Here is a 25385-nt window from a genome sequence, read left to right as displayed (position 1 = left end):
TGCGCAAAGAGGACGGTAGCCGGATGATCAGGCCAAAGATGTCAACGGCTCTTGCGGCACTGGTGTCGATCGGTGTTCTTGGGGCTGGTCCCGCCACGCCAGAAACCCGCCCTACCCTGAATATGTATGGGGCGACCGGCCTGATCGACATGCCCTCGGCAGAGATGCAGCCGGATGGTATCCTGTCGGGCACCACCAGCCATTTCGGACCCATCAGCCGCACAACTCTGAGCTTTCAGATCTCGCCACGTCTGTCAGGCAGCTTCCGCTTTCTGGGCGTCCGCGACTGGAACAAACGCTTTTGCCCACCGAATTGCGGTGGCGTGAACCAGTTCGACACCTATTTCGACCGGTCTTTTGATCTGCGCTATCAGATCCTGGATGAAGGGCGCTATATGCCGGCCCTCGCCATTGGTCTGCAGGATTTCGTGGGAACCGGCGTGATCGCAGGCGAATATGTCGTTGCGACCAAGCACGTTACCCCTGACTTGAAGGTAACAGCGGGTGTGGGATGGGGCCGGCTGGGCAGCCACAAATCCATTGGCAGCCCGTTTGGCGACCGCCCCCCGCTTGAGGTGGGCGAGGGCGGGAATTTCAACTTTGGCCAGTGGTTCCGCGGCCCGGCCGCTCCCTTTGCTGGGGTTGAATGGCAGATCAACGATCAGTGGACGGCCAAGGCCGAGTACTCGTCGGATTCTTACCGCGAAGAGGCAGGCAAACGCGGCACCTTTGACAAGCGTAGCCCGCTGAATTTCGGGATCGAGTATCAGCGCAGCGAATCGATGCGGCTGGGTGCCTATTACATGTATGGCAGCGAGGTCGGCATCGCCGCCCATTTCATCCTGAACCCGAAGCGGCGTCCGGGCGGTGGCATGGTGACCTCGGCGCCCGATGCGGTCAAACCGCGCCCTTCGCGCGGGGCCGATCCCGAGGCATGGTCAACAACCTGGCTTGGCGAACCCCAGACGCAGGATGCGCTGCGCGCGCGGCTCGCCCGGCGGCTGGCAAAAGATGGCGTTCAGGTCGAATCCGTGCGGTTTGACGGGGCGACGGCCCATGTCCGCATCCGCAACCTGACCGTCGATGCCGAAGCGCAGGCGGTTGGCCGTACAGCGCGCGCCATGACCAGAGTGATCCCCGCCTCAGTCGAGCAGTTTGTGATCGTGCCGATGGTCAATGGTATGCCGGTATCGCAGGTCAGCCTGCGCCGGTCAGACATCGAGGCGCTGGAGTTCGACACCGAGGCCGGTGAAAAGATCCTCTCGCGGGCACAGATCCTGTCGGCCCCCACGGTGCTGAATGACGGCTATCGCGATGCAGATGCCTATCCGAAATTCACCTGGGCGCTTGCGCCAACCGCGCGGCTGCGGGTGTTTGATCAGAATGCGCCGTTCAAGATCGGTGCCGGGCTGGAACTGAGCGGGCGGTATGAAGTGACGCCCGGACTGGTTCTGTCGGGTGCAATCTCGAAATACCTGTTCAGCAATCTTGATGACCGCCCCCCTCTGCCGGACCGAAACGGTCTGCATCCGACCCGGTCGGCAAGTTATTTCTATGATCGCGATGGCGACCCGGCGCTTGAGACACTGGCACTGACCTATTATCGCAAGTTGGCGCCCGAGTTGTATGGCCGCGTCTCTCTGGGCTACCTGGAGCGGATGTATGGCGGCGTCTCGACCGAGGTGTTGTGGATGCCGACAAATCGCCGTTGGGCGATCGGGGCCGAAGCGAATTATGCCGCGCAACGGTCGCCGGATCAGCGGTTCGGTTTCTCGCTGCCGGTCGATATGTATGAAACGGATGGTTGTACGCCTAACCTGTCCACCGGTGCTTGCGGCGCGCGGGGCAGCTATCGGGTCGTGACGGGGCATGTGTCGGGATATTACAAGTTTGACAACAACTTCCACGCACAGGTCGATGTGGGCCGCTACCTTGCCGGTGACGTGGGGGCCACGCTGTCGCTCAAGCGTGAATTTGACAACGGCTGGAAGGTCGGGGCGTTTGTGACCAAAACCAATGTGTCAGCCGAAGAATTCGGCAGCGGATCGTTTGACAAGGGCATCACGGTCGAGATTCCCTTTGCCTCGCTGCTGGGCAAGCCCAGCACAAAGAGCCAGGAGGCAACGATTCGCCCCTTTGGTCGTGACGGGGGGCAGCGGCTCGATGTGGATGGTCGTCTGTATGAAACGGTGCGCGGCTACCGTGCCGATGGGCTGACTGAGCAATGGGGACGGTTCTGGAAATGAAATACGCCCCTGGTCTTGGCCTGATATCATTGCTGGCCCTCGCGGCTTGCGGATCGGATACCGATCCCGCTTCAAATACCGCAGTTGTACGATCCTTTGCCGCTTCGGCGCTGGGTTCGGTGAAGGCGTCTGCGCCTGCATCTGAGCGGATGACGCGCGCGCGTCTGGCCGAAGTTGTGACGCCGGTGATGCTGACAACGATCGAAAACACCGGCCATCAGGCACTGATCGCCGAGATTGAAACGAATGGCCCGGTGGCAACCTGGTCGTCGGTCGACGACATCACAATTTCTCTGCGCAATGGTGTGATTGTTGCCACACGTGGATTCGGCGCAGATCTGATGGCGGCAACGGTTCCTGCTGTTTCACGCAGCAGCGGCGGCGGACAAACGTATACGCGCGTTCACACTTTGCTGAATGGCGAGGATCAGGCCGTGCGGACGCAGTTTGCCTGCACACTGCAGAATGATGGGGCAAAAACTGTTGATATCGTTGAGATATCTTATCAGACTTCGCATGTCATCGAATCCTGTACGGCGGATGGCGTCAGCTTTCGGAACGAGTACTGGATTTCAGGTGATCAAAAAATGCGCAAATCCAGACAGTGGATCAGCCCGGATGTCGGTTTCCTGACCATAGAAGACGTGCGCCGCTGATTGCTGGACGAATATCTTTCACCCCCCCCGCAAATATGCTATTCCTTCCCCAAGATTCAAACAAACTGGAGAGTTCCAATGTCTCGCATTACCGCTTTCGTCGCCGCTCTGGCTTTTGCCGCTTCCGCTACCGTTGCTTCCGCTGGCGGCTTGGGTGCACCTGAAGAAGATAATGAAGTGATCGCCGTTGTTGCCGGCGCTGCTCCGGCTGCTGGTATGGGTGCCGGCGCTGCCGCCGCTGCTGCCGCCGCTGCACTGCTGCTGATTGCTGCTACGAAAAGCGGCTCGGGCAGCCACTGATTTCTGACCTTTGGATCAGGGCTCGCTTCGGCGGGCCCTGTTTCATTTTGTGAGCCTGTCTTTGCGCGGCATTCGCCCTTGCAAGAATCGGGATTGCGGACTAAGTAGAGGTCAACAGCGGTTTCGGGGTCCACACCCGAAGCTACCGAATTAAGTTCGCGGGCCGCTTGGCCCGTTTTTTGTTTTTGGAACCCATGACCGATCTTATCGCCAAAACCGCCATCGACCGCCGACTTGCCGGCATCATCGGCCCCGTGATCGAGGGGCTGGGATTTGAACTGGTGCGCGTGCGCCTGATGGGCGGCAAGACGCGCATTTTGCAGATCATGGCTGACCGCCCCGATGGCGGCATTGTGGTCGAAGACTGCGCCACGATCTCGACCGCCGTGTCGGCGGTGCTGGATGTCGAAGACCCGGTCGAGGACAATTATGTGCTTGAGGTGTCGTCGCCCGGCATTGACCGCCCGCTGACCCGTCTCAAGGATTTCGAGATGTGGAAAGGCTGGGAAGCCCGGATCGAGACCACCGAACTGATCGACGGGCGTCGCCGGTTCAAGGGCACGCTGGCCGGGGTCGAGGATGAGGAAGTTCTTGTCCAGATCGAGGAACACGGCGAAGAAGTGACCATCGGCCTGCGGTTCGACTGGTTGTCTGATGCCAAGCTGATGCTGACCGATGACCTGATCGCCGAAATGCTGCGCCAGAAAAAGGCCAGCGGCACCTTCGACGAAGCGGATTTCGACGAGATTGAGCAATCCGAAGGCGAGGAAGAAGATCCCGCCGAAGAAACCAAACACTAAGACCGGGAGTTGACCGATGGCGATTACCTCTGCCAACCAGCTTGAACTTCTCCAGACCGCCGAAGCGGTGGCCCGTGAGAAGATGATCGACCCGGATCTGGTGATCCAGGCCATGGAAGAAACCCTCGCCCGTGCCGCTAAGTCGCGCTACGGGTCGGAGCTGGATATCCGCGTCAACATCGACCGCAAGACCGGGCGTGCCACCTTTGCCCGCGTGCGGACCGTGATGGAAGACGATCTGATCGAGAACCACCACGCACAGCTGACTGTGAAGCAGGCCAAGAACTACCTTGCCGATCCGCAGATCGGCGATGAAGTGATTGACGAAGTTCCCCCGGTCGATCTGGGCCGGATCGCGGCGCAGTCGGGCAAGCAGGTGCTGCTGCAGCGTGTGCGCGAAGCCGAGCGCGACCGTCAGTATGACGAATTCAAGGACCGCAAGGGCACCATCATCAACGGTGTGGTCAAGCGCGAAGAATATGGCAACGTCATCGTCGACGTGGGCCGCGGCGAGGGCATTCTGCGCCGCAATGAAAAGATTGGCCGCGAAGCGTATCGCATCGGCGACCGCATCCGCTGCTTTATCAAGGATGTGCGCCGCGAAGCGCGCGGCCCGCAGGTTTTCCTGTCGCGGACCGACCCGCAGTTCATGGCTGAACTGTTCAAGATGGAAGTGCCGGAAATCTACGACGGCATCATTGAGATCAAGGCCGTGGCCCGTGACCCCGGTTCGCGCGCCAAGATTGCCGTGATTTCCTATGACAACTCGATCGACCCGGTCGGTGCCTGCGTCGGTATGCGCGGCAGCCGGGTTCAGGCGGTGGTTAACGAGCTGCAAGGCGAAAAGATCGACATCATTCCGTGGAATCAGGATCAGGCGACCTTCCTTGTGAACGCGCTGCAACCTGCTGAAGTGTCGAAAGTTGTGATCGACGAAGAGGCCGGCAAGATCGAAGTCGTGGTGCCTGATGAACAGCTGTCGCTGGCCATCGGCCGTCGCGGTCAGAACGTGCGTCTGGCCAGCCAGCTGACCGGACTCGACATCGACATCATGACCGAGGCCGAAGAATCGGCCCGTCGTCAGGCCGAATTCGCAGAGCGCACCAAGCTGTTCATGGATACGCTGGATGTGGACGAGATGATGGCCCAACTTCTGGTTTCCGAAGGTTTCGGCAATCTGGAAGAGGTCGCCTATGTCGAGGCAGACGAACTGCTGTCCATCGACGGGTTCGACGAAGGCACCGCCGCCGAATTGCAGGCCCGTGCCCGCGATTATCTGGAAGAACAGGCCCGCAAGGCGCTGGAAAATGCCCGTGGCATGGGTGTTGAAGAGAGCCTGATCAACTTTGAGGGTCTGACCCCGCAGATGTTGGAAGCACTCGCCAAGGACGGCATCAAGACGCTGGAAGACTTTGCCACCTGTGCCGACTGGGAGCTTGCGGGCGGCTGGACCACCGAAAACGGACAACGCAAAAAGGACGACGGTATTCTGGAGACGTTCGACGTCAGCCTGGAAGAGGCTCAGACCATGGTCATGACGGCACGCGTCATGCTTGGCTGGGTGGACCCGACCGAAATGGAACCGGCAGCAGGCGACGCTGAAGATTCCGAGCCCGAGGAGGCCGAGGCCTGATCTCAGGCCTCGGAGCAACGCGCATGACGCGCGGCGGGCAAAAGACATCGCGTGAAGAACCGGAACGCAAGTGCATCGTTTCCGGGGAAAGCCAGCCAAAAGCGGGGTTGATCCGCTTTGTGCTGGGGCCGGAAGACGTGATTGTGCCGGATATTCAAGGGCGGCTTCCGGGCCGCGGGATCTATGTTTCGGCAGATCGGGAGGCATTGGCCAAGGCGGTGAAGAAAAACCTCTTCTCGCGTGCGGCCCGGCAGCCCGTGAAAGTGGCAGACGATCTGCCCGAACTGGTCGAGCGGCTCTTGGTGCAGCGGGTCATTGATCTTATATCACTGGGACGCAAAGCCGGAGACGCGATTTGCGGCTATGAAAAGGTAAAAGACTGGCTCATCAAGGGTCAGGCACGAACGCTGATTCAGGCCAGCGACGGTTCTGAACGCGGAAAAGAAAAGCTTCGCCCGCCAAATGGGCCAGATTCCCTCATTTCCTGCCTTACCGCAGGGGAAATGGGTTTGGCATTCAGTCGCGAACGTGCGATACACGCCGCGCTTGCGGCTGGTGGACTCAACAACCGTGTTGTAGAGGAAGCGGCAAGGCTTGTCGGGCTGCGTGGGGCAGAGGACAAGCAGGTCGGCGACATGATCGCCGGGAAGGATACGAAGGACGCATGAGCGATACAGACGGCAAAAAACCCCTCGGTTTGGGTGGCGCACCTCGTTCCGGTCAGGTGAAGCAAAGCTTCAGCCATGGTCGGACGAAAAGCGTCGTGGTTGAAACGAAGCGCAAGCGCGTGGTCGTTCCCACAAAGCCGGGCGCAGCCGGAGCAGCAGGCACGGGCGGAGGGTCACCAAATCTGGGTGATCCGGCCAAGCGGCCTGCGGGGATTTCCGACGCCGAGATGGAGCGTCGCCTGACCGCTTTGCGTGCCGCCAAGGCGCGTGAGATTGCGGACAACGAACGCCGCGCTGAGGAGGAACGGCAGCGTGAGGAAGATCGTCAGCGTCGCCGCGAAGAAATCGAGACCAAAGAGCGCGAAGAGCGTGAGCGTCTTGAGGCCCTGCGCGCGAAGGCGGAAGAAGAAGAGCGCGCCGCGCGTGCCGAAGCCGATGCGCGTGTCGCAGCGGCGGCTCAGCGCAAGGCGGATGTTCTGGGCACGCGCCCCCGGTCGGCTGAAAAGCCTGCCGAGGCAAAGCCCGGACCAGCCACGCCGGCCCCGGCCGATGCGCCGACCAACCGCAATCAGGATGCGACCGGACCGCGCGGCGTTGCCGCAAAGGCTCCGCTGGCGCCTGCACCGCAGCGCAAAACCGACCGCGAGCGTGAAGAGCGCGAACGCAGCGCCAAAGCCAAGGGCGACGACAACCGCCGTGGCGGCAAGCTGACCCTGTCGGCCGCGCTGAACGGCGAAGGCGGACGCACCCGCAGCCTTGCCGCGATGAAGCGCAAGCAGGAAAAGGCCCGTCAAAAGGCCATGGGCTTCGGTTCGAAGCCCGAAAAGCAGGTGCGCGACGTGCAGCTGCCCGAGACGATTGTTATCTCGGAACTGGCCAACCGTATGGCCGAACGCGCGGCAGATGTGGTGAAATCGCTCATGAAAATGGGCATGATGGTCACCATGAATCAGGCGATCGACGCCGATACCGCAGAGCTTGTGATCGAGGAATTCGGCCACAAAGCGGTACGGGTGTCTGATTCGGACGTGGAACAGGTCATCGACTCGGTCAAGGACCGCGACGAAGATCTGCAGTCACGCCCGCCGATCGTCACGATCATGGGCCACGTCGACCACGGAAAAACCTCGCTTCTGGATGCAATCCGCAAGGCGAACGTGGTGTCGGGCGAAGCCGGTGGCATCACCCAGCACATCGGTGCCTATCAGGTGAAAACGCCAAGTGGTGCGTTGGTTTCGTTCCTCGACACCCCCGGCCACGCGGCCTTTACCAGCATGCGCGCCCGTGGCGCGAGCGTGACCGATATCGTCATCCTGGTGGTTGCGGCAGATGATGCCGTGATGCCGCAGACGATCGAGGCAATCCACCACGCCAAGGCTGCCAAGGTTCCGCTGATTGTTGCCATCAACAAGATGGACAAGCACGGCGCGGATGCAACCAAGGTGCGGACGGATCTGCTGCAGCATGACATCGTTGTTGAAGCAATGTCGGGCGATGTGCAGGATGTCGAGCTTTCGGCCAAGACCGGCATGGGCATCGACAACCTGCTGGAAGCCATCGCGCTGCAGGCCGAAATCCTTGAGCTGAAGGCGAACCCAAAGCGGGCAGCCTCTGGCGCGGTGATCGAAGCCAAGCTGGATGTGGGTCGTGGCCCGGTTGCGACGGTTCTGGTGCAGAACGGCACGCTGCGCAAAGGCGATATCTTTGTCGTCGGCGAGCAGTGGGGCAAGGTGCGGGCGCTGATCAACGATCAGGGCGAAACCGTGCTCGAAGCCGGGCCGTCGGTTCCGGTCGAAGTGCTGGGCCTGTCGGGTACGCCTTCGGCTGGTGATACGCTGAACGTTGTGGAAACCGAAGCGCAGGCGCGTGAAATCGCAGATTACCGTGAGAAAGCCGCCAAAGACAAACGCGCTGCCGCCGGTGCCGCGACCACGCTGGAACAGCTGATGGCCAAGGCCAAGGCCGACCAGTCGGTTGCCGAACTGCCGGTTCTGGTCAAGGCCGATGTGCAAGGCTCGGCCGAAGCCATCGTGCAGGCGCTGGAGAAGATCGGCAACGACGAGGTGCGCGTGCGTATCCTGCATTACGGTGTGGGTGCCATCACCGATACCGATGTGGGTCTGGCCGAAGCAAGCGGAGCGCCGATCATCGGGTTCAACGTGCGGGCCAATGCGTCTGCCCGTCAGTCGGCGAACCAGAAGGGTGTCGAGATCCGGTATTACTCGATCATCTATGATCTGGTTGACGATATCAAAGCCGCTGCCTCTGGCCTGCTGAAAGCCGAAGTGCGCGAAACCTTTATCGGTTATGCGCAGATCAAAGAGGTGTTCAAAGTCACCGGCGTTGGCCAGGTGGCTGGCTGTCTGGTCACCGAAGGCGTGGCACGCCGGTCGGCAGGCGTTCGCCTGCTGCGCGACAGTGTCGTGATCCACGAGGGCACGCTGAAGACACTGAAGCGCTTCAAGGACGAGGTGAAAGAAGTCATCTCGGGTCAGGAATGCGGTATGGCGTTCGAGCGTTACGAAGATATCCGCCCCGGCGATGTCATCGAGATTTTCGAACGCGAGGAAGTGCAGCGCACGCTGGCCTGATCTTCCGGAACAGAGAAATGAAAAAGCCGGGGGAAACCCCGGCTTTTTCATTTACTGGTGGTCTACATCAGGCCGCGTAAGAGCGTGCTACGGGAAACCCCACAAACAGCTTTTCGTCGACTTTGATCACAAGCTTCCCATCAGACAGGGTTCTGACCAGCAGCCCCTGAATGGAAACACAACTTCCGACAGCGATCGTTCTCAGCATCCACCAATCCCCCATTAGCGCCGCATGTTTAGAATTAACGCAAAAAATTCAGAAAACCATTAATAAAATGTCGTATTGCCAAAGATTTCGACAACATACGAACGATAGACGGCTACAGCCAGTCGCGCAGGATGGGAATCAGGGGAATGTCGGCAGGTGGCATCGGGTAATCCCGCAGGTTTTCGGCCTTTACCCAAGCCAGTCTTTGCCCTTCCTGGCCGTGAACGATCCCCTCCCACTTTCGGCAGGCGAACAGCGGCATCAGCAGGTGGAAATCCTCATAGCTGTGGCTGGCAAAGGTCAGCGGGGCCAGACAGCTTTTCCAGGTGTCGATGCCCAGCTCTTCTTTCAACTCGCGGATCAAGGCCAGTTCAGGTGATTCGCCCGGTTCAACCTTGCCGCCGGGAAATTCCCACAACCCGGCGAGCGACTTTCCCTCGGGCCGCTGTGCCAGAAGCACGCGGCCGTCGGGGTCAATCAGGGCAACAGCCGAAACAAGAACGATTTTCAAGAGCGGTAATCTGCGTTGATCTCGATGTAGCGGTTGGTCAGATCGCAGGTCCAGACTGTGCGGGCGGATTTGCCAAGGCCCAGATCCACACGGATCAGAATCTCATCCTGCTTGAAATGGGCTGCGCCGTCTTCTTCCAGATACTCCGGATTCCGCCAGCCATTCTTGGCCACCAGCACATCGCCAAAGCGGATGGTCAGGCGATCACGATCCGCCTCGGCCCCCGATTTACCAATCGCGGCAACGATGCGGCCCCAGTTCGGATCTTCACCCGCGAGGGCGGTTTTGACCAAGGGCGAATTGGCGATGGCAAAGGCAACCTTCGCGGCATCGTCATCACTGGTGGCCCCCGTCACGCGGATCTCGACCAGCTTGGTCGCGCCCTCGCCGTCACGGATGACCTGCAGCGCCAGATCCTGCATCACGCCTTGCAGAGCCGTCTCAAACGCCTTGGCAACCGGGCCCTTGACCGCCGCAGCATCGCTTTGCCCGGTTGCGGCCAGCAACAGCGTGTCTGAGGTCGAGGTATCGCTGTCGACGGTGATGGAGTTAAAGGTCGCATCCACATTGCGCGACAGCATGCGTTGCAACATCACGGGCGAGATTTTCGCATCGGTAAAGATGTAGACCAGCATCGTCGCCATATCCGGCGCGATCATGCCCGACCCTTTGGCGATACCCGCGATATGGATGGTGCCGCCGTCGCCCTGTATGGTTGCCGCAGCACCCTTGGCAAACGTGTCGGTGGTCATCATGGCATGGGCTGCCATCTCGATAGCATCTTCGCGCAGGTTGGCGACCAGATCGGGCAGAACGGCGGTGATCTTTTCATGCGGCAGCGGCTCGCCGATCACCCCGGTCGAGGAGGAGAATACCCGCTCTGCCGGCAACTCAAGCGCCGCCGCGACGCCGCCCGTTACGGCGGCAACCGCTTTGTCGCCGACTTTGCCGGTAAAGGCATTGGAGTTGCCCGAATTGACGATGATCGCCGCACCGGACCCGGCAGGCACCTTGGCGGCCAGCTTGTCCTGACAATCCCGCACACAGCCTGATCGGGTGGACGACCGCGTAAAGACGCCCGCCATTGCCGTGCCGGGGGTAAGGCGGATCAGCATCACATCCTTGCGGTTGGCATATTTGATCCCTGCCTCGGCGGCGGAAAATTCCACCCCCTTGATCACGGGAAGTGTGGGGAAGCCATCCTTTGGCGCCAGTGTCGAAACAGGTTTGGCCGATTTCAGCTTGGCGCTGATCCTGCCCGCAACCTCTGCAACCTCATGACCGACATCAACCGCCACGTCAGAAACGGTTTCGGTAACCTGCGATTTCAGCTTGCGCAGACGCTTTTTCAGCGTCTTTGCTTCGGCCTTCCAATCGGTTTTTGCCATGGCTTCCCCCTGGGACTATTTGTCCAGCAGCGTTGCATCACGCAGCAGGGTCGGGTCAAGCCCTTCTCCGGGCCGGGTCACATCGGCCGCGTCGGTCAAGGTCTTGATATGTGCGTCGACAGCCTGACGCTCGATCTCGGCAGCCAACTCGTCGCGGGTTTCATCAAGGGTCGGGGCCGCAGCAAGACGGGTTTCCTTGACCAGAATCAGGTGGTAGCCGAAATCTGACTTGACCGGAGCGGAGACCTTGCCGATTTCGGCCGCGATGACGGCATCTTCAAACGGTTTGACCATCATGCCGGGGCCAAACCAGCCCAGATCGCCGCCATTGGCACCAGAACCCGTGTCAGACGAATTGGCGCGTGCCAGTTCGGCAAAATCTGCGCCGCCATCCAGCTGCGTTTTCAGCTCGTTCGCTTTTTCTTCGGAATCGACGAGGATATGCGCTGCATTGTACTCGGTCGAGGGCGCAAACCCTTTGAATTTTTCATCATAGGCGGCCTGAAGCGACTCGTCGGTCACGGCAGCGGCGATCACAGCCTTGAGGGCGACACCAGAGATGTAGCCACGGCGATCATTCTCCAGCGCCAGTTGATCACGCTTAGCGAGATCATCGACTGATTGCTCCAGTGCCGTCTGCTGGATCAACTGGTCGAGAATGCCTTTGAACAGCACATCATCAGGCAGGGCCTGATACTGTTGCGGCAGGCCTTCGCGCAGGGCGATCATATGGCCAAGGGTAATTTCGGTGCCATTGACCGAAGCCACGACCGTATCGGCCGTGGTATCCTGAGCGAGCGCGGGCGCAGACAACGCGCCCAATACGGCACAGCTGGCCAACAACCTGGTCCATTTCGTCATATTCACACCCTCCTGATCGGGCTGCGAGCCCGCCAAACATTGACTATGGCGGGCCTGTCCCTTAAATCGCGGGGGTCGCGTGCGACGGGGCCGGCCGGCCTTCTTGGGCTTTCTATGGAAGGCATTGGGGGCGGGCAAGGCCCTTGGCTCACACGATCCTGTCAGGAATACCCACGGAGAACATATGCTGGGTCTGGGTTCGCTAACGCGCAAGGTCTTTGGGACACCAAATGACCGCAAGGTCAAATCGGTTCGTCCGTTGGTCGCACAGATCAACGCGCTGGAGCCGGAGTTCGCCGCGCTCAGCGACGAAGGCCTGAAACAGAAAACGGAGGCGCTGGCCAAGCGTGCGCAATCGGGCGAAAGCCTGGATGCGCTGCTGCCCGAAGCTTTTGCCAACTGCCGCGAAGGGGCAAGACGGGCGCTTGGCCTGCGCGCCTTTGACGTGCAGCTCAAGGGCGGGATCTTCCTGCACCAAGGCAACATCGCCGAGATGAAGACCGGCGAGGGCAAGACGCTGATGGCGACCTTCCCCGCCTATCTGAACGCGCTTGCCGGCAAGGGCGTGCATATCGTTACGGTCAACGACTATCTGGCCAAGCGCGACGCCGAATGGATGAGCAAGGTCTACGGCGCATTGGGCATGACCACGGGCGTGGTCTACCCTTATCAGCCGGACGCCGAGAAAAAGGCCGCCTATCGCTGCGACATCACCTATGCCACCAACAATGAGCTGGGTTTCGATTATCTGCGCGACAACATGAAGGGCAGCATCGAAGACATGTCGCAACGCGGGCATTTCTTTGCCATCGTCGACGAGGTCGACTCGATTCTGGTGGATGAGGCGCGCACGCCGCTGATCATTTCCGGCCCGTCGCAGGACCGGTCAGAGCTTTACATCTCGGTGGACGCGCTGATCCCGCAACTGACCGACGCGCATTTCAAGCTGGACGAGAAAACCCGCAGCGTGACCTATACCGACGAGGGCAACGAGTTCATCGAAGGTCTGGTGCGCGCCGCAGGGATTCTGCCTGACGGCCAGAACCTGTATGACCCCGAAAGCACCACCATCGTTCACCACGTCACGCAGGCGCTGCGGGCGCACAAGCTGTTCACCAAGGATCAGCAGTATATCGTGCGCGACGGCGAGGTGATGCTGATCGACGAATTCACCGGGCGCATGATGCGCGGCCGCCGCTTGTCGGACGGGCTGCATCAGGCGATCGAGGCGAAAGAGGGCGTGCAGATCCAGCCGGAAAACGTCACGCTGGCATCTGTGACTTTCCAGAACTACTTCCGCCTGTACAACAAACTGGCCGGGATGACCGGCACGGCTGCCACCGAAGCCGAAGAGTTCATGGAAATCTACGGCCTTGGCGTGGTCGAGGTACCGACCAACCGCCCGGTGGCCCGCAAAGACGACCATGATCAGGTCTACCGCACCGCCCGCGAGAAGTACGAAGGCGTGGTCAAGTCGATTCAGGAAGCGCATGAAAAGGGTCAGCCGATCCTCGTCGGCACCACCAGCATTGAAAAGTCCGAGTTCCTGTCCGGGCTGCTGCAGGCCGCAGGCGTGCCGCACAATGTGCTCAACGCCCGCCAGCACGAGCAAGAGGCGCAGATCGTCGCCGACGCAGGCCGCTTTGGCGCGGTGACCATCGCCACCAACATGGCCGGTCGCGGCACCGATATTCAGCTCGGCGGCAACATTGAAATGCAGGTCATGGCCGCTATCGCGGCTGATCCGCATCTGAACCCCGATGAAGTGCGCCGCCGGATCGAAGCGGAGCACGCCGAAGAAAAGGCCAAAGTGCTGGCTGCCGGGGGCCTGTTCGTTCTGGGCACCGAACGCCACGAATCCCGACGGATTGACAACCAGCTGCGGGGCCGCTCCGGTCGGCAGGGCGATCCGGGGCGGTCCTCGTTCTTTCTGTCGCTCGAAGACGATCTGATGCGGATTTTCGGGTCGGAAAAGCTGGATGCCGTCTTGTCCAAGCTGGGCATGAAAGAGGGCGAAGCGATCATTCACCCTTGGGTCAACAAATCGCTGGAGCGGGCGCAGGCCAAGGTCGAAGGCCGCAACTTTGACATCCGCAAGCAGTTGCTGAAGTTCGACGACGTGATGAACGACCAGCGCAAGGCGATTTTCGGCCAGCGGCTGGAGATCATGGAGGCCGAAGATGTGGCCGAAATCGCCGAGGATATGCGGGTTCAGGTGATCGAAGATCTGGTCAACCTGCACATGCCGCCCAAAACCTATCCCGATGCCTGGGATGTCGACGGGCTGGTCGCGGCGGTGCGCGAAAAGCTGAATGTCGATGTGCCGCTGACCGATTGGGCGGCCGCAGAGGGTGTTGATCAGGAAGTGATCAAGGAACGGTTGGAGGAAGCCACCGCGACAGCGATGGCCGCCAAGACCGAAGCTTTTGGCGCAGACACCATGCGCTCGATCGAAAAGCAGATCCTGCTGCAATCCATCGACGGCAAATGGCGCGAACATCTGCTGACACTGGAGCATTTGCGCTCGGTCGTCGGCTTCCGCGGCTATGCGCAGCGCGACCCGCTGAATGAGTACAAGACCGAAAGCTTTGCCCTCTTCGAATCCCTGCTCAACTCGCTGCGGCAGGAGGTTACGCAAAAGCTGGCGGCAATCCGCCCGCTGACCCAGGAAGAGCAGGAGTCGATGATGGCGCAGGTTCTGGCGCAACAGCGCGCCGCAGCCGCCCCGGCAGAGGCTGAACCTGCCCTCGCAGGAGCCGAGTCCGAGGCTGCCCCGACAAGCCGCCGCCCCGGCTTTGACGAGACGGACCCGGCCACCTGGGGCAACCCAAGCCGGAATGATCTGTGCCCTTGTGGTTCGGGAGAGAAATTCAAGCATTGCCACGGTCGGCTTGTCTGAACCTTAAACCGCTATAGACTTTAGTGGGGCAGCTTCGGCTGCCCCATTTTTGACATCTATGATGGAAACATTCCCTGAATCTGCCACTGATTGGCCCGGTTTGATCGACATGGTAGCCTCTGACTGTATGGGTGGAGGCGATGATGATCCTGCAACGCAAACTGACATTGGTGGTGGCCACGGGTGCCATTGCCCTTGGGGCAGGGCATTACGTGCAGGAAAAAGCTGGTGATCGCGCCACGGCAGAACCCTTGGATATGATCGTTTCTGATGTGGTTCCGGTTGCCGCTGGTCCCGCTGATGTTGCCGTGACACCCACTATCATCGAGCCTCCGGCGCTTCCCGGCGAAACGGCACCGATCGTCAAGGTGCCTGCGCCAGTGACAGATGCGCCGTCGCCAGAACGCTTTGCCGCTGCCGATCCGGCAACCGATCTGGTGCAGGAAGCGCAACCGATGCCTGCCCCAGCCATGGCGCCTACCCCTGATTGCACTGTCAAAATGGATCTGCTGCCGCAGCCGGATGCTATGATTGGTCTTTCGCTTCTGGCACCTTGTCAGGCGGATCAACGCGTGGTGCTGAAACATGCGGGCCTTGCCGTCACGGCCCGCACCTCTGCCAGTGGGGCGCTGATTGCCTCGCTCCCCGCCTTGACAGCCGTTGCCGATGTCGAAGTCATTCTGACCGGTGGAGAAAAGGTGCGCGCCTCTGTGCCGATGCCCGATTTTGCAGGGGTTCAACGCTTTGCCGTGCAGTGGCAGGACGCAGACGCCTTTCAGCTTCACGCCTTTGAAAATGGCGCAGGGTATAATCAGCCCGGTCATATATCGGCATCCTATACCGGCACATCGGGCGAAAGCGGTGTGGTCACCTTATTGGGCGATGCCACAGTCAACCTGCCCTTGCTGGCCGAAGTCTACACCTTTGGCCCGGCCCAAAAGACCGAACTTGTATTGGAGGCTGAGGTCACCAAGACCACCTGCGGGCGTGAGATTCTGGGTGAGGCCATTCTGGCCACCGGCGGGTCGGTCGAAATCACCGATCTGACCCTGTCTATGCCCGGATGTGAGGCTGTCGGCGATATTCTGGTATTGAAAAACCTGCTGCAGGACATGACACTGGCCATTGCAAACTAGCGGGGCGGCACAGGGTTTATGCGGGCAGGTTTCTGGCGCGCGGCGGTTTTCGCCGCGCTTTTTGCCCCTTCGATTGCCGGGGCGCAGGATGTGACCCTGTCCGCCCGTGAAGGCGGGCTGGAGATTTCCGGCATGCTGCAAGGCTATGATGGCGAGTTCTATCGGATCGACAGTGCCTATGGCCTGCTGACCGTCGATGCAGCGGGGGTCATCTGTGATGGGCCGGCCTGCCCTGACCTGACCGCGCCACGGGCGCGAGTACGGATTGTGGGGCTGGCAGGCGTGGGTGAGACGCTGCTGCCACCGCTGCTGCAGGCGTTTGCCGAGGCGCGGGGGTTGAGCTATGCCGAGACCGGGCAAGACGGCTACACCGCGGTTGTGAGCGATCCAAAAAGTGGCAAGCCCTTGGCCGACATCAGTTTTGGCGCTGCTGCGCCTGATCTGGCGCGGGCAGAGCTGCTGGCCGGACAGGCCGAGATGATCCTTGCCGCTGCGACCGAGCCGGATCTGGGGGCGCGTGTTCTGGCGCTCGATGCGATGGTGCCCATTGTGGCAACCGACAACCCGCTGCCGCAGATCAGCACCGGCGATCTGGCGCGCGTGCTGGCGGGAGAGGTGGCGAACTGGGCCGAGATTGGCGGCCCTGACATGCCCTTGGTGCTACATGGGCTGGCAGCCGACGCGGCCTTGCAACGCGCCCTTGCAGCGCGGCTGGGGCGTGATGTGGTGGCCAGCGTCATTCACGACGACATTGCCGCACTGGGCAATGCGGTGCAGCGTGACCCTTGGGCTGTGGCGATGACGGTGCGGGCGGGGGTCAGGGGCGCGCGCGTCTTGCCGCTGACCGACAGCTGTGGTTTTCCGCTACTGTCGTCGGCTCTGGCGGTAAAGGCCGAAGATTATCCGCTGTCGCTGCCGATCTTTCTGCTGACGCCAAAGCGCCGTTTACCCTTGTTTGTGCGCGAATTTCTGACGTTTCTGGAAACCCCGCAGGCACAGGCTGTGGTTGCCGCTGCTGGCTGGATAGACCGCCAGCCCGAACGTCAGCCGCTGACCGGCGACGGGCTGCGCCTGATCAACGCCATTCAGGGCGCGGGAGAGGAAACGACTCTGGCCGACCTCAAACGCCTCGCCGATGCGATGGATGGTGCGGATCGGTTGTCACTGACCTTTCGGTTTCAGGATGGGTCAAGCCAGCTGGACGCGCACTCACGAAACAACCTTGATGACCTGGCGCGGCTGATCGAGGTGGGGGTGTTTCGGGATCAGGCCATTGTTCTGGCAGGGTTTTCTGACGGGTCTGGGCCTGCTGCGACCAACCTGGCGCTCAGCCAGTCGCGCGCAGAAGGGTTACGGGCGGGGCTGGCGCTGGCGGGGGTGGCAGAGGACGATTTGCCGGAGGTGATCGCCTTTGGCGAGGCGATGCCGATGGCCTGTGATGAGACCGGCGCGGGGCGGCGGCTGAACCGGCGGGTAGAGGTGTGGATGAAGCCAGTGTTTACAGATACCCGCCCGATCGAAAACTAAGCTCCCGACTTTTGCCGATGATCAGGTGATCGTGCAGGGTGATGCCAAGTACCTGACATGCGTCAACAATCTGGTGAGTCATGCTGATGTCGGCCTGACTGGGCGTAGGGTCGCCAGACGGGTGGTTGTGGACCAGAATCAGCGCCGATGCGTTCAGTTCCAGCGCGCGTTTGACCACCTCACGTGGGTAGACCGGCACATGATCGACAGTGCCCTTGGCCTGTTCCTCATCGGCAATCAGGGTGTTTTTGCGATCAAGAAACAGGATGCGGAATTGTTCGGTTTCACGGTGCGCCATGGTGGTGTGGCAGTAGTCCAGCAGGGCATCCCATGAGGTTAGAACGGGTTTGTGCATGACCCGTGCGCGCATCATGCGTTGTGAGACGGATTCAAACAATTTCAGTTCACAAACAACGGCTTCGCCCACACCTTTGATCGCATTCAGGCGCGAAACCGGCGCTGTGATCACCCGGTTCAGGTCGCCGAATGTGTCGATCAGCGCCCGCGCGAGGGGTTTGACATCCTGCCTTGGAATGGCGCGGAACAGCAGGAGTTCCAGCAGTTCATAGTCCGGCATCGACGCGCCGCCACCGGCCATGAATCGGTCGCGGAGGCGTTTGCGGTGGTCGGCGATGTAGGACGGCAGCTTTTGCGGCAGCGGTGTTGGCGAGGCTTCATCCTCATCCCCAGTCGGGGTGAAAAGGGGGAGGGTGCCATCATGAAAGCCGCGCTTTGCCATGAGGGGCAGTCTGGCATTGGTTGGTAAATCAACCGTTAATGACGGTACGATGGTGACCGGGTGGAGCGCGGAATTTGGGGTGGGATCTGTGTCTGCTTCACGTAGGGCGGACGTATGGTTTGCGTCATGACGTTGATGCGCAGGCGACGCGTTGCGGACAAAGAAAAACCCCGCCGGTTGCCCGGCGGGGTCTGAAGCATTGAAGTCCGCTTCGCGGAGTCCTGGTCAGCTTTTCATGCCGTCCCAGAAGCCTTTGACCTTGGAAAAGAATGACGACCCCTCGGGGTTGTTTTCCTCGGAGAGCTTTTCAAACTCGCGCAGCAGTTCTTTTTGCCGCGTGGTCAGGTTCACCGGGGTTTCCACGGCCAATTCGATCAGCATGTCGCCAGTGCCGCCGCCGCGCAGGGCGGGCATGCCCTTGGCGCGCAGGCGCAGCTGCTTGCCGGACTGCGCCCCGGCGGGCACCTTGACCCGGCTGCGGCCGCCGTCGATCGTGGGCACTTCCACTTCGCCACCGATGGCGGCGGTGGTCATGCTGACTGGCACCCGGCAGAACAGATGCGCGCCGTCACGTTGGAACAGCGCGTGTTCGCGCACCTCGATGAAGATATAGAGGTCGCCGGACGGCCCGCCGCGCAGACCGGCCTCGCCCTCACCCGCCAGACGGATGCGGGTTCCGGTTTCCACCCCGGCGGGGATATTGACCGACAGGGCGCGCTCTTTTTCCACCCGACCCTGACCGCCACAGGCGCGGCAGGGGTTTTTGATGATCTGGCCCATGCCGTTACAGGTTGGGCAGGTGCGTTCGACGGTGAAAAAGCCCTGCTGGGCCCGGACCTTGCCCATGCCGGAACAGGTGGGGCAGGTGGTGGGCTCGGCGCCGCCTTCGGCCCCGGTGCCACGACAAACTTCGCAGACCGAAGAGGTCGGCACGTTGATGGTTTTCTGAATGCCCTTGAACGCCTCTTCCAGCGAAATGCGCAGGTTGTAGCGCAGGTCAGACCCGCGTTGCGCGCGGGACCGGCCACCACCGCCGCCACGTCCGCCCATGAAATCGCCGAACAGGTCTTCGAACACATCCGAAAAGGCCGAGGCGAAATCGCCGTTGGCCCCGGCACCCGGATGCCCGCCACGCCCGCCGCCCATGCCGCCCTCAAACGCGGCGTGGCCATAGCGGTCATAGGCCGCCTTTTTGTCAGCGTCTTTCAACACCTCGTAGGCCTCGTTCACTTCTTTGAACTGGGCTTCGGCGTTGGGGTTGTCAGAGTTGCGATCCGGGTGCAGCTCTTTGGCCTTTGAGCGGTAGGCTTTTTTCAAATCCTCCGCCGAAGAGCCCTTGGGCACGCCCAGAACATCGTAAAAGTCGCGTTTTGCCATGGGTATGAACCCCTTTCCCGAACCGGACAGGGGCGGCCCGTTGCCAGACCGCCCCCTCTTCCGTGTCGTGCGGTCTTACTTCCGCTTGTTTTCGCCCAGATCCTCGAAGTCGGCATCGACGATGTCTTCGTCAACATCGCGCGGACGGTCCGGATCGGCCCCTTCACCTTCGGTCTGGGTGGCTTTGTAGATCGCCTCGCCCAGCTTCATCGCGGCTTCGGTCAGGTTCTGGATGCCCGAGCGGATCTTGCCCGGGTCATTGCCTTTCAGTGCTTCTTCAAGCGGCTGCATGGCAAGCTCGATGGCCTCAATCGTGGTGGGGTCAACCTTGTCGGAATGCTCTTTGATCGACTTCTGCGTGGAATGCAGCAGGCTTTCGCCCTGGTTGCGGGTTTCCACCAGTTCGCGGCGTTCCTTGTCGGCTTCGGCATTGGCTTCGGCGTCGCGGACCATCTTTTCGATGTCCTCATCCGACAGGCCGCCCGAGGCCTGAATGGTGATCGCCTGTTCCTTGTTGGTGCCTTTGTCCTTGGCTTTCACCGACACGATGCCGTTGGCGTCGATGTCGAAGGTCACCTCGATCTGCGGCAGGCCGCGTGGCGCTGGCGGGATGTTTTCAAGGTTGAACTGGCCCAGCATCTTGTTGTCTGCGGCCATCTCACGCTCACCCTGGAACACCCGGATCGTCACGGCGTTCTGGTTGTCTTCGGCGGTCGAGAAGATCTGCGACTTCTTGGTCGGGATCGTGGTGTTGCGGTCGATCAGACGGGTGAACACGCCACCGAGGGTTTCGATGCCCAAGGACAGCGGGGTCACGTCCAAGAGGACCACATCCTTGACGTCGCCTTGCAGAACGCCGGCCTGAATCGCGGCACCGGCGGCGACGACTTCATCAGGGTTCACGCCCTTGTTCGGCTCTTTGCCAAAGAACTTGGTCACTTCTTCGATCACGCGGGGCATACGGGTCATGCCGCCGACCAGAACCACTTCGTCAATGTCGCCGACCGACAGGCCCGCATCTTTCAGCGCATCCTTGCAAGGCTTCATCGAGCGTTTGACCAGATCGTCGACCAGGCTTTCCAGCTTGGCACGGGTCAGCTTGACCACAAGGTGCAGCGGCTGGCCGGTGTTCTTGTCCATCGAGATGAACGGCTGGTTGATTTCGGTCTGCGACGACGAGGACAGTTCGATCTTGGCCTTTTCAGCCGCCTCTTTCAGGCGCTGGAGGGCCATTTTGTCCAGCGTCAGGTCAACGCCGTGTTCCTTTTTGAACTCGTCGGCGAGGTAATTGACGATGCGCATGTCAAAGTCTTCACCGCCAAGGAAGGTATCTCCATTGGTGGATTTCACTTCGAACAGGCCGTCGTCAATCTCCAGAATGGTGATGTCGAACGTACCGCCACCAAGGTCATAGACCGCGATGGTTTTGGTTTCTTTCTTGTCCAGACCATAGGCCAGTGCGGCCGCGGTCGGTTCGTTGATGATGCGCAGCACCTCAAGACCGGCGATCTTGCCCGCGTCCTTGGTGGCCTGTCGCTGGGCGTCGTTGAAGTAGGCGGGCACGGTGATGACGGCCTGCGTCACGGTCTCGCCAAGGTACGACTCGGCGGTTTCCTTCATCTTTTGCAGAATGATGGCCGACACCTGGCTGGGCGAATACTTTTCGCCGCGCACTTCAACCCATGCGTCGCCGTTGCCGCCGTTCACGACCTTGTACGGCATGTTTTTCTGATCCTTGAGGATCACCGGGTCATCATAGCGGCGGCCGATCAGGCGCTTGACCGCAAAAATGGTGTTGCTGGCGTTGGTGACAGCCTGCCGCTTTGCAGCCTGACCCACAAGACGCTCAGTCTCTGTGAAGGCGACGATCGACGGCGTGGTGCGCGCGCCTTCGGAGTTTTCAATCACGCGAGGTTGCGACCCATCCATGATGGCGACGCAGGAGTTGGTTGTTCCAAGGTCGATACCGATGACTTTGGCCATGTTTTGATCCCTTTCTACAGGCGATGGTCTTGGCGCGGGCCCGATGCGGCACCCTTGCCCATGGAGCGTGCGGTGAAACCGGTTCATACCGGGTTACCGTTGCGTGCTGTATATAGGTGGCGGTCATTTTGCCTGCAACGGGGTCACTGCGCCCTGTGTTGCGAATTTTTCACATCCGTTGCACTTCATTGCGCCAAACTGCCGCAGGCCGTCCTGCTGGGCACGGGGGAACCTGCACCGCTGGCGGGCGTTGTCTTGTGACAGTTTCAAAGAAAAAGGACGTGCTGATGCTTTATGTGGACATTCCGACCAAGGCGCAAATCGACAGGCTGATTGCGGCGAGGGGGGATGCGCTGGTGTCTTTCTTCATTCCGACCACACCGGAAACACAGCACATTGGTCAGGCGCGCACCACGTTGGGGAACCTGCTGAAAGATGCTGAGGCGCAGCTGGAGGCTGTCGGCACTGCAAAGCGCACGATCTGGCCGATTTCCGAACAGGTCAATGACCTGCTGGATGACGATGATTTCTGGTCAAAACAGGCCAATAGCCTGGCGATCTTTGTCAGCCCCGACCGGCTGCGCACCTTTCGTCTGCCGAACCATCTGACCGAAATGGTGCAGGTCGGGGACCGTTATTTCATCAAGCCGCTGCTGCGCTCGGTCTCGGGACAAAACCATGCCTTTGTGCTGGCGCTGGCCGAAAACGAAGTGCGGCTGATCGAGGTGTTTGCCGATCTGCCGCCACAAGAGGTGCGCGTGCCCGACATGCCGAAGGATGCGGCTTCGGCCAGCGGAACATCGAATGTGAATTCGCGCAGCTATTCCAAGCGGATTGGCGGCGCTGAAGGACAGAATATGCTGCTCCGCGCCTATTGCCGAAAGATCGACGATGCCCTGCGCCCGGTGCTGGCCGGCCGGGACCAGCCGCTGATTCTGGCTGCCACCGACCCGCTGTTGTCAATGTTCCGCTCCGTGACAACCCATGACACGGTCGCGGATGAGGCGATCAAGACCAGCCCGGTGCGGATGACGCCTGCGGAACTGGCGACCGAGGCGCGCCCGGTCCTTGATGCGTTGCAGGCAAAGGCGATTTCGGTGCTGCACGAGCGCTTTGACTCTCTGACCGGCGAAGGCCGGGCGCTTACAGATGTGTCAGATGTTGCCAAGGCTGCAACCTTTGGTGCCGTGGAGACCCTGCTGGTTGACATCGACGGTGTTGTGCCGGGGTCGGTGGACGAAACCACCGGCGCTGTGAGCTTTGCCGAAGAGTCGACAGCGGCCAACCTTGGCATCGTTGACGAAATCGCAGGGCGCGTAATTGCGTCCGGCGGTTCAGTGGTTGCGGTGCGTCAGGGGGACATCCCCGGCAACGGATCACTCGCCGCTATTTTGCGTTACGCGCTGTAGTGATCTAAAAAAATCAGGGGTCGGGTTTCCGGCCCCTGGTGAATATCAACGATGGTCCAGTGTGCAGCATCCGTGCAGCACGTCATTGCCATCGGGGGCCTCTGTAAACATCCGGGTGACAAAGCCAAAGGCCCGGTCAGACATGCCGTCAGAACAGGCTTCGCGCGTGACGACCAGCGTACGGTGCAGCGTTGGTCCCTCTTCCAGCTGGATCAGAAAACCTTGCGTCGCCACGGCTTCATGCGTGACGGCCATCGGCACCGCGCCGGTATCTGGCGAATTATACTCCGCCCCGCGCGGATACAGGCTGACCGACCAGAACGGCTCTGTTCCCATGCACGACAGCGGGCGCGGCACCAGAAAAGGGTCCATCGGCTCGATCACCTCCAGGTAGGCCATCGACACCCAGCCATTGCCTTCTGGCACCCCAACCTTGCCCCATTTGCCATCAGGCGACAGCGCCAGCACCTCGATGTTCATGCTATAAGGGCCGATTTCACCCATGATCCCGGCCTTGGCCGACGGTTCTGCACGGATGTTCAGCACATCACTGGCCGCAACACCCCTGACCGAATAGCTGGCCGGAAGGTTTTGGCCCAAGGTCAGCGTGGGCCAAAGCCCCATCAGGAAAAACACGAAACCGCGGGTCATCGCTTGGCCCCCCAACTGCTGGATGCGTGTTTGCGGGTGAAGAACTCACCCATCAGCCCGATCACCACGCAGATGATCATGATCGTCACGGGATACCGGATCGAACTGTAATGCGGGTTGTAGTTCAGAAAGATGAAGCCGCGGGCCTGATCAATCACATGGAACAGCGGATTCCAGTCAAAATAGGCCAGAATGTAGGTCGGCATCGCGTTGGCAAGAAACATCTTGCCCGATGCAATCATGTTTGCCCGCTGGTAAAGCGTTGAGACAATACCAAAAAACTCTGGCTGCCATGGCAGTGCTGCCTTAAACACCATGCCGATTGCAACGCCTGTGCCCCAAGCAAGCAACAACATGGCAAAGGTGCCGACAGGATCGAAAAGGGTGATCGGGGTAAAGGCGGCATGATAGATGAACAGCACAACCCCGGCTGACAGGATCTGGGTGTAAAGACAGCCAAGGGCGGCGGCGGCAATGGCGATGATCGGGTTCATCGGCGAGTGTTTCATCATTGCCGAGGTCGGACCATCAGAGCCGACAACAGCCCCCAGCGCCTTTGTGTGGGTCATGAACATGAAGATGCCTGACATCACATACAGCAGGAAATCGCCGCGAACTGCATTTCCGCGCAGTCCCAGCAGGTCGAACATGATGTAAAACACCACCACCAGCATGACCGTTTGCATGATGTTCAGCAGCAGGCCGATGACAGCATTGCCATGCGTCCGCCGGATTGACCGGACGGTGGCATGAAAAATCAGCTCAAGCATCGCCAATGCGCTGCGCGCCGGTGTTTTTCTGACCACGGGTCGGAACATTTCTGCCCAGTCCTCTTGAGGGTTTCAGCGGGAACCCATTACCATGCCACAGGAAATCTTGATGTTTCCTTTGCGGCAATGATAAGGCCAGCTTGATCTTTAAGCAACTGTCGTGCCCAGGCAGGCATGAAATTGGAGGCGACGTGGATTTTGACCATCTGACACAGCTGATGCGACGTCTGGCACTGGAGGCGGGTGACAAGATCATGGCCGTCTATGAGGGGCCGGATTTCGATGTAAAATCGAAAAGCGATGCCAGCCCGGTGACAGAGGCGGATGAGGCGGCAGATGCCATTATCTCGGCCGGATTGCGGGCAGCCTATCCTGATGTGACCCTGATCACCGAAGAACAGGCTGACAGCCATAGCCTGACCGCAAGCACGTTTCTGATCGTCGATCCGCTGGACGGCACCAAGGAATTTGTGCAGCGGCGCGGCGATTTTACCGTTAACATTGCCTATGTCGAAAACGGTGTGCCGTTGCGCGGCGTGGTCTATGCACCCGCCAAGCGCCGGCTGTTCTACACGCAGCCCGACGGTCAGGCGGTAGAAGAGGCCGGGCCGTTTGCCAAGGATGTAGCTGGGGCGATCACCCCGCTTTCGGTGGCGACACCAGACAATGCGGCGTTGATGGTGGTGGCGTCAAAATCGCATCGCGATGCAGCGACCGACGCCTATATCGCGCGCTACAGCGTCAGGGACATGACCAGCGCTGGCAGCAGTCTGAAATTCTGTCTGGTCGCCACCGGCGAGGCCGATCTTTACCCACGGCTGGGCCGCACAATGGAATGGGACACCGCTGCCGGAGATGCCGTTCTGCGCGGTGCAGGTGGTCATGTCGTGCGGTTCGATGACCATTCGCCGCTGGCCTATGGCAAACCCGGCTGGGATAATCCGTTCTTTATTGCCTACGCCCCTGGCGTGGTGTTGCACAAAGACGGGGCAAAAGCGTAGGATCGGGCTGACCCCTTCGGCGTCAGTGCGC

The 25385-nt window shown here is 60.4% G+C and carries 20 protein-coding genes; 12 read left to right on the top strand and 8 right to left on the bottom strand.

Annotation, left to right across the window (positions count from 1 at the left end; genetic code table 11):
• Positions 1-23 precede the first annotated feature (23 nt).
• The 7 genes from D1012_RS09255 to infB all read left to right on the top strand — a co-directional run bounded on the left by D1012_RS09255 (position 24) and on the right by infB (position 8894).
• Positions 24-2246 carry a YjbH domain-containing protein gene (locus tag D1012_RS09255; RefSeq protein ID WP_158569285.1) on the top strand — a complete coding sequence of 741 codons (2223 nt, stop codon included), beginning with the start codon at positions 24-26 and terminating at the stop codon, positions 2244-2246.
• Entirely contained in the window at positions 2243-2902 is a 660-nt protein-coding gene (locus D1012_RS09250) for a YjbF family lipoprotein (RefSeq protein ID WP_158569283.1), read from the top strand. Before D1012_RS09255 ends, D1012_RS09250 begins: the two co-directional genes overlap by 4 nt.
• 78 nt (positions 2903-2980) lie before the next feature.
• Positions 2981-3202, top strand: coding sequence for a hypothetical protein (locus D1012_RS22395; RefSeq protein ID WP_147335654.1), 222 nt, complete (start codon positions 2981-2983; stop codon positions 3200-3202).
• A gap of 194 nt (positions 3203-3396) precedes the next feature.
• Positions 3397-4002 (top strand): ribosome maturation factor RimP, encoded by a 606-nt coding sequence (rimP, locus tag D1012_RS09245; protein ID WP_118151397.1) that lies wholly within the window; start codon positions 3397-3399, stop codon positions 4000-4002.
• 16 nt (positions 4003-4018) lie between these two features.
• Positions 4019-5635, top strand: a complete 1617-nt coding sequence (gene nusA / locus D1012_RS09240) for a transcription termination factor NusA (protein ID WP_118151395.1) — start codon at positions 4019-4021, stop codon at positions 5633-5635.
• A gap of 23 nt (positions 5636-5658) precedes the next feature.
• Positions 5659-6303, top strand: a complete 645-nt coding sequence (locus D1012_RS09235) for an RNA-binding protein (protein ID WP_118151393.1) — start codon at positions 5659-5661, stop codon at positions 6301-6303.
• On the top strand, positions 6300-8894 hold the full coding sequence (infB, locus tag D1012_RS09230) for a translation initiation factor IF-2 (RefSeq protein WP_118151391.1): 2595 nt from the start codon (positions 6300-6302) through the stop codon (positions 8892-8894). Before D1012_RS09235 ends, infB begins: the two co-directional genes overlap by 4 nt.
• 320 nt (positions 8895-9214) lie before the next feature.
• On the opposite strand, the gene D1012_RS09225 is transcribed toward infB, so the two are convergent.
• The 3 genes from D1012_RS09225 to D1012_RS09215 are packed head-to-tail and all read right to left on the bottom strand — an operon-like array spanning position 9215 to position 11862.
• Positions 9215-9613 (bottom strand): (deoxy)nucleoside triphosphate pyrophosphohydrolase, encoded by a 399-nt coding sequence (locus D1012_RS09225; protein ID WP_118151389.1) that lies wholly within the window; start codon positions 9611-9613, stop codon positions 9215-9217.
• A complete protein-coding gene (gene argJ / locus D1012_RS09220; RefSeq protein ID WP_118151386.1) occupies positions 9610-11001 on the bottom strand; it encodes a bifunctional glutamate N-acetyltransferase/amino-acid acetyltransferase ArgJ in 1392 nt (463 codons plus the stop codon). Before argJ ends, D1012_RS09225 begins: the two co-directional genes overlap by 4 nt.
• Before the next feature lie 15 nt (positions 11002-11016).
• Entirely contained in the window at positions 11017-11862 is an 846-nt protein-coding gene (locus tag D1012_RS09215) for a peptidylprolyl isomerase (protein ID WP_118151812.1), read from the bottom strand.
• 184 nt (positions 11863-12046) lie between these two features.
• Between D1012_RS09215 and secA the strand changes: the two genes are divergently transcribed.
• The 3 genes from secA to D1012_RS09200 all read left to right on the top strand — a co-directional run bounded on the left by secA (position 12047) and on the right by D1012_RS09200 (position 17424).
• Complete coding sequence (gene secA, locus D1012_RS09210; protein WP_118151384.1) at positions 12047-14761, top strand: preprotein translocase subunit SecA; 2715 nt, start codon at positions 12047-12049, stop codon at positions 14759-14761.
• Positions 14762-14904: 143 nt separating this feature from the next.
• Positions 14905-15897: a hypothetical protein gene (locus tag D1012_RS09205; protein WP_147335653.1), complete on the top strand. Its 993-nt coding sequence runs from the start codon at positions 14905-14907 to the stop codon at positions 15895-15897.
• Positions 15898-15915: 18 nt separating this feature from the next.
• Complete coding sequence (locus tag D1012_RS09200) at positions 15916-17424, top strand: phosphate ABC transporter substrate-binding/OmpA family protein (protein ID WP_118151380.1); 1509 nt, start codon at positions 15916-15918, stop codon at positions 17422-17424.
• Here D1012_RS09200 and radC read toward each other — a convergent pair.
• From radC to dnaK, 3 genes are all read right to left on the bottom strand, one after another.
• A complete protein-coding gene (radC, locus tag D1012_RS09195) occupies positions 17396-18163 on the bottom strand; it encodes a RadC family protein (RefSeq protein WP_118151378.1) in 768 nt (255 codons plus the stop codon). The two genes, D1012_RS09200 and radC, sit on opposite strands and share 29 nt — an antisense overlap.
• Before the next feature lie 225 nt (positions 18164-18388).
• A complete protein-coding gene (gene dnaJ / locus D1012_RS09190; RefSeq protein WP_118151376.1) occupies positions 18389-19540 on the bottom strand; it encodes a molecular chaperone DnaJ in 1152 nt (383 codons plus the stop codon).
• Positions 19541-19615: 75 nt separating this feature from the next.
• Positions 19616-21523 (bottom strand): molecular chaperone DnaK, encoded by a 1908-nt coding sequence (gene dnaK / locus D1012_RS09185; RefSeq protein WP_118151374.1) that lies wholly within the window; start codon positions 21521-21523, stop codon positions 19616-19618.
• 287 nt (positions 21524-21810) lie between these two features.
• Here dnaK and D1012_RS09180 point away from each other — a divergent pair, with 287 nt between their 5' ends.
• The gene (locus tag D1012_RS09180) at positions 21811-22932 is read left to right on the top strand and encodes a baeRF11 domain-containing protein (protein ID WP_118151371.1); all 1122 of its coding nucleotides are present in this window, start codon (positions 21811-21813) and stop codon (positions 22930-22932) included.
• A 45-nt stretch (positions 22933-22977) separates the two neighbouring features.
• Here the strand turns inward: D1012_RS09180 and D1012_RS09175 are convergent, their stop codons facing one another.
• Both D1012_RS09175 and D1012_RS09170 read right to left on the bottom strand, forming a co-directional pair.
• On the bottom strand, positions 22978-23583 hold the full coding sequence (locus D1012_RS09175) for a COG3650 family protein (RefSeq protein WP_118151370.1): 606 nt from the start codon (positions 23581-23583) through the stop codon (positions 22978-22980).
• Positions 23580-24401: an ABC transporter permease gene (locus D1012_RS09170; protein ID WP_118151368.1), complete on the bottom strand. Its 822-nt coding sequence runs from the start codon at positions 24399-24401 to the stop codon at positions 23580-23582. Before D1012_RS09170 ends, D1012_RS09175 begins: the two co-directional genes overlap by 4 nt.
• Positions 24402-24544: 143 nt before the next feature.
• On the opposite strand from D1012_RS09170, the gene cysQ reads away from it, so the two are divergent.
• The gene (cysQ, locus tag D1012_RS09165; protein ID WP_118151366.1) at positions 24545-25354 is read left to right on the top strand and encodes a 3'(2'),5'-bisphosphate nucleotidase CysQ; all 810 of its coding nucleotides are present in this window, start codon (positions 24545-24547) and stop codon (positions 25352-25354) included.
• Positions 25355-25385: the final 31 nt, after the last annotated feature.

The organism is Pseudotabrizicola alkalilacus (assembly GCF_003443995.1).
In the GTDB taxonomy this organism is placed as follows: domain Bacteria; phylum Pseudomonadota; class Alphaproteobacteria; order Rhodobacterales; family Rhodobacteraceae; genus Pseudotabrizicola; species Pseudotabrizicola alkalilacus.
The sequence above is the reverse complement of the archived record's forward strand: the minus strand, read 5'-3'. Positions and strand labels throughout refer to the sequence as shown.

What these genes read in the sequence shown, in the direction of transcription:
- D1012_RS09250 (WP_158569283.1), top strand. Translation starts at nt 2,243, where the DNA reads ATGAAATACGCCCCTGGTCTTGGCCTGATATCATTGCTGGCCCTCGCG.
- rimP (WP_118151397.1), top strand. Translation starts at nt 3,397, where the DNA reads ATGACCGATCTTATCGCCAAAACCGCCATCGACCGCCGACTTGCCGGC.
- D1012_RS09180 (WP_118151371.1), top strand. Translation starts at nt 21,811, where the DNA reads ATGCTTTATGTGGACATTCCGACCAAGGCGCAAATCGACAGGCTGATT.
- D1012_RS09255 (WP_158569285.1), top strand. Translation starts at nt 24, where the DNA reads ATGATCAGGCCAAAGATGTCAACGGCTCTTGCGGCACTGGTGTCGATC.
- D1012_RS09215 (WP_118151812.1), bottom strand. Translation starts at nt 11,862, where the DNA reads ATGACGAAATGGACCAGGTTGTTGGCCAGCTGTGCCGTATTGGGCGCG.
- dnaK (WP_118151374.1), bottom strand. Translation starts at nt 21,523, where the DNA reads ATGGCCAAAGTCATCGGTATCGACCTTGGAACAACCAACTCCTGCGTC.
- radC (WP_118151378.1), bottom strand. Translation starts at nt 18,163, where the DNA reads ATGGCAAAGCGCGGCTTTCATGATGGCACCCTCCCCCTTTTCACCCCG.
- D1012_RS09205 (WP_147335653.1), top strand. Translation starts at nt 14,905, where the DNA reads ATGATCCTGCAACGCAAACTGACATTGGTGGTGGCCACGGGTGCCATT.
- D1012_RS09235 (WP_118151393.1), top strand. Translation starts at nt 5,659, where the DNA reads ATGACGCGCGGCGGGCAAAAGACATCGCGTGAAGAACCGGAACGCAAG.
- argJ (WP_118151386.1), bottom strand. Translation starts at nt 11,001, where the DNA reads ATGGCAAAAACCGATTGGAAGGCCGAAGCAAAGACGCTGAAAAAGCGT.
- infB (WP_118151391.1), top strand. Translation starts at nt 6,300, where the DNA reads ATGAGCGATACAGACGGCAAAAAACCCCTCGGTTTGGGTGGCGCACCT.
- D1012_RS09170 (WP_118151368.1), bottom strand. Translation starts at nt 24,401, where the DNA reads ATGTTCCGACCCGTGGTCAGAAAAACACCGGCGCGCAGCGCATTGGCG.
- secA (WP_118151384.1), top strand. Translation starts at nt 12,047, where the DNA reads ATGCTGGGTCTGGGTTCGCTAACGCGCAAGGTCTTTGGGACACCAAAT.
- D1012_RS09175 (WP_118151370.1), bottom strand. Translation starts at nt 23,583, where the DNA reads ATGACCCGCGGTTTCGTGTTTTTCCTGATGGGGCTTTGGCCCACGCTG.
- D1012_RS22395 (WP_147335654.1), top strand. Translation starts at nt 2,981, where the DNA reads ATGTCTCGCATTACCGCTTTCGTCGCCGCTCTGGCTTTTGCCGCTTCC.
- dnaJ (WP_118151376.1), bottom strand. Translation starts at nt 19,540, where the DNA reads ATGGCAAAACGCGACTTTTACGATGTTCTGGGCGTGCCCAAGGGCTCT.
- D1012_RS09200 (WP_118151380.1), top strand. Translation starts at nt 15,916, where the DNA reads ATGCGGGCAGGTTTCTGGCGCGCGGCGGTTTTCGCCGCGCTTTTTGCC.
- nusA (WP_118151395.1), top strand. Translation starts at nt 4,019, where the DNA reads ATGGCGATTACCTCTGCCAACCAGCTTGAACTTCTCCAGACCGCCGAA.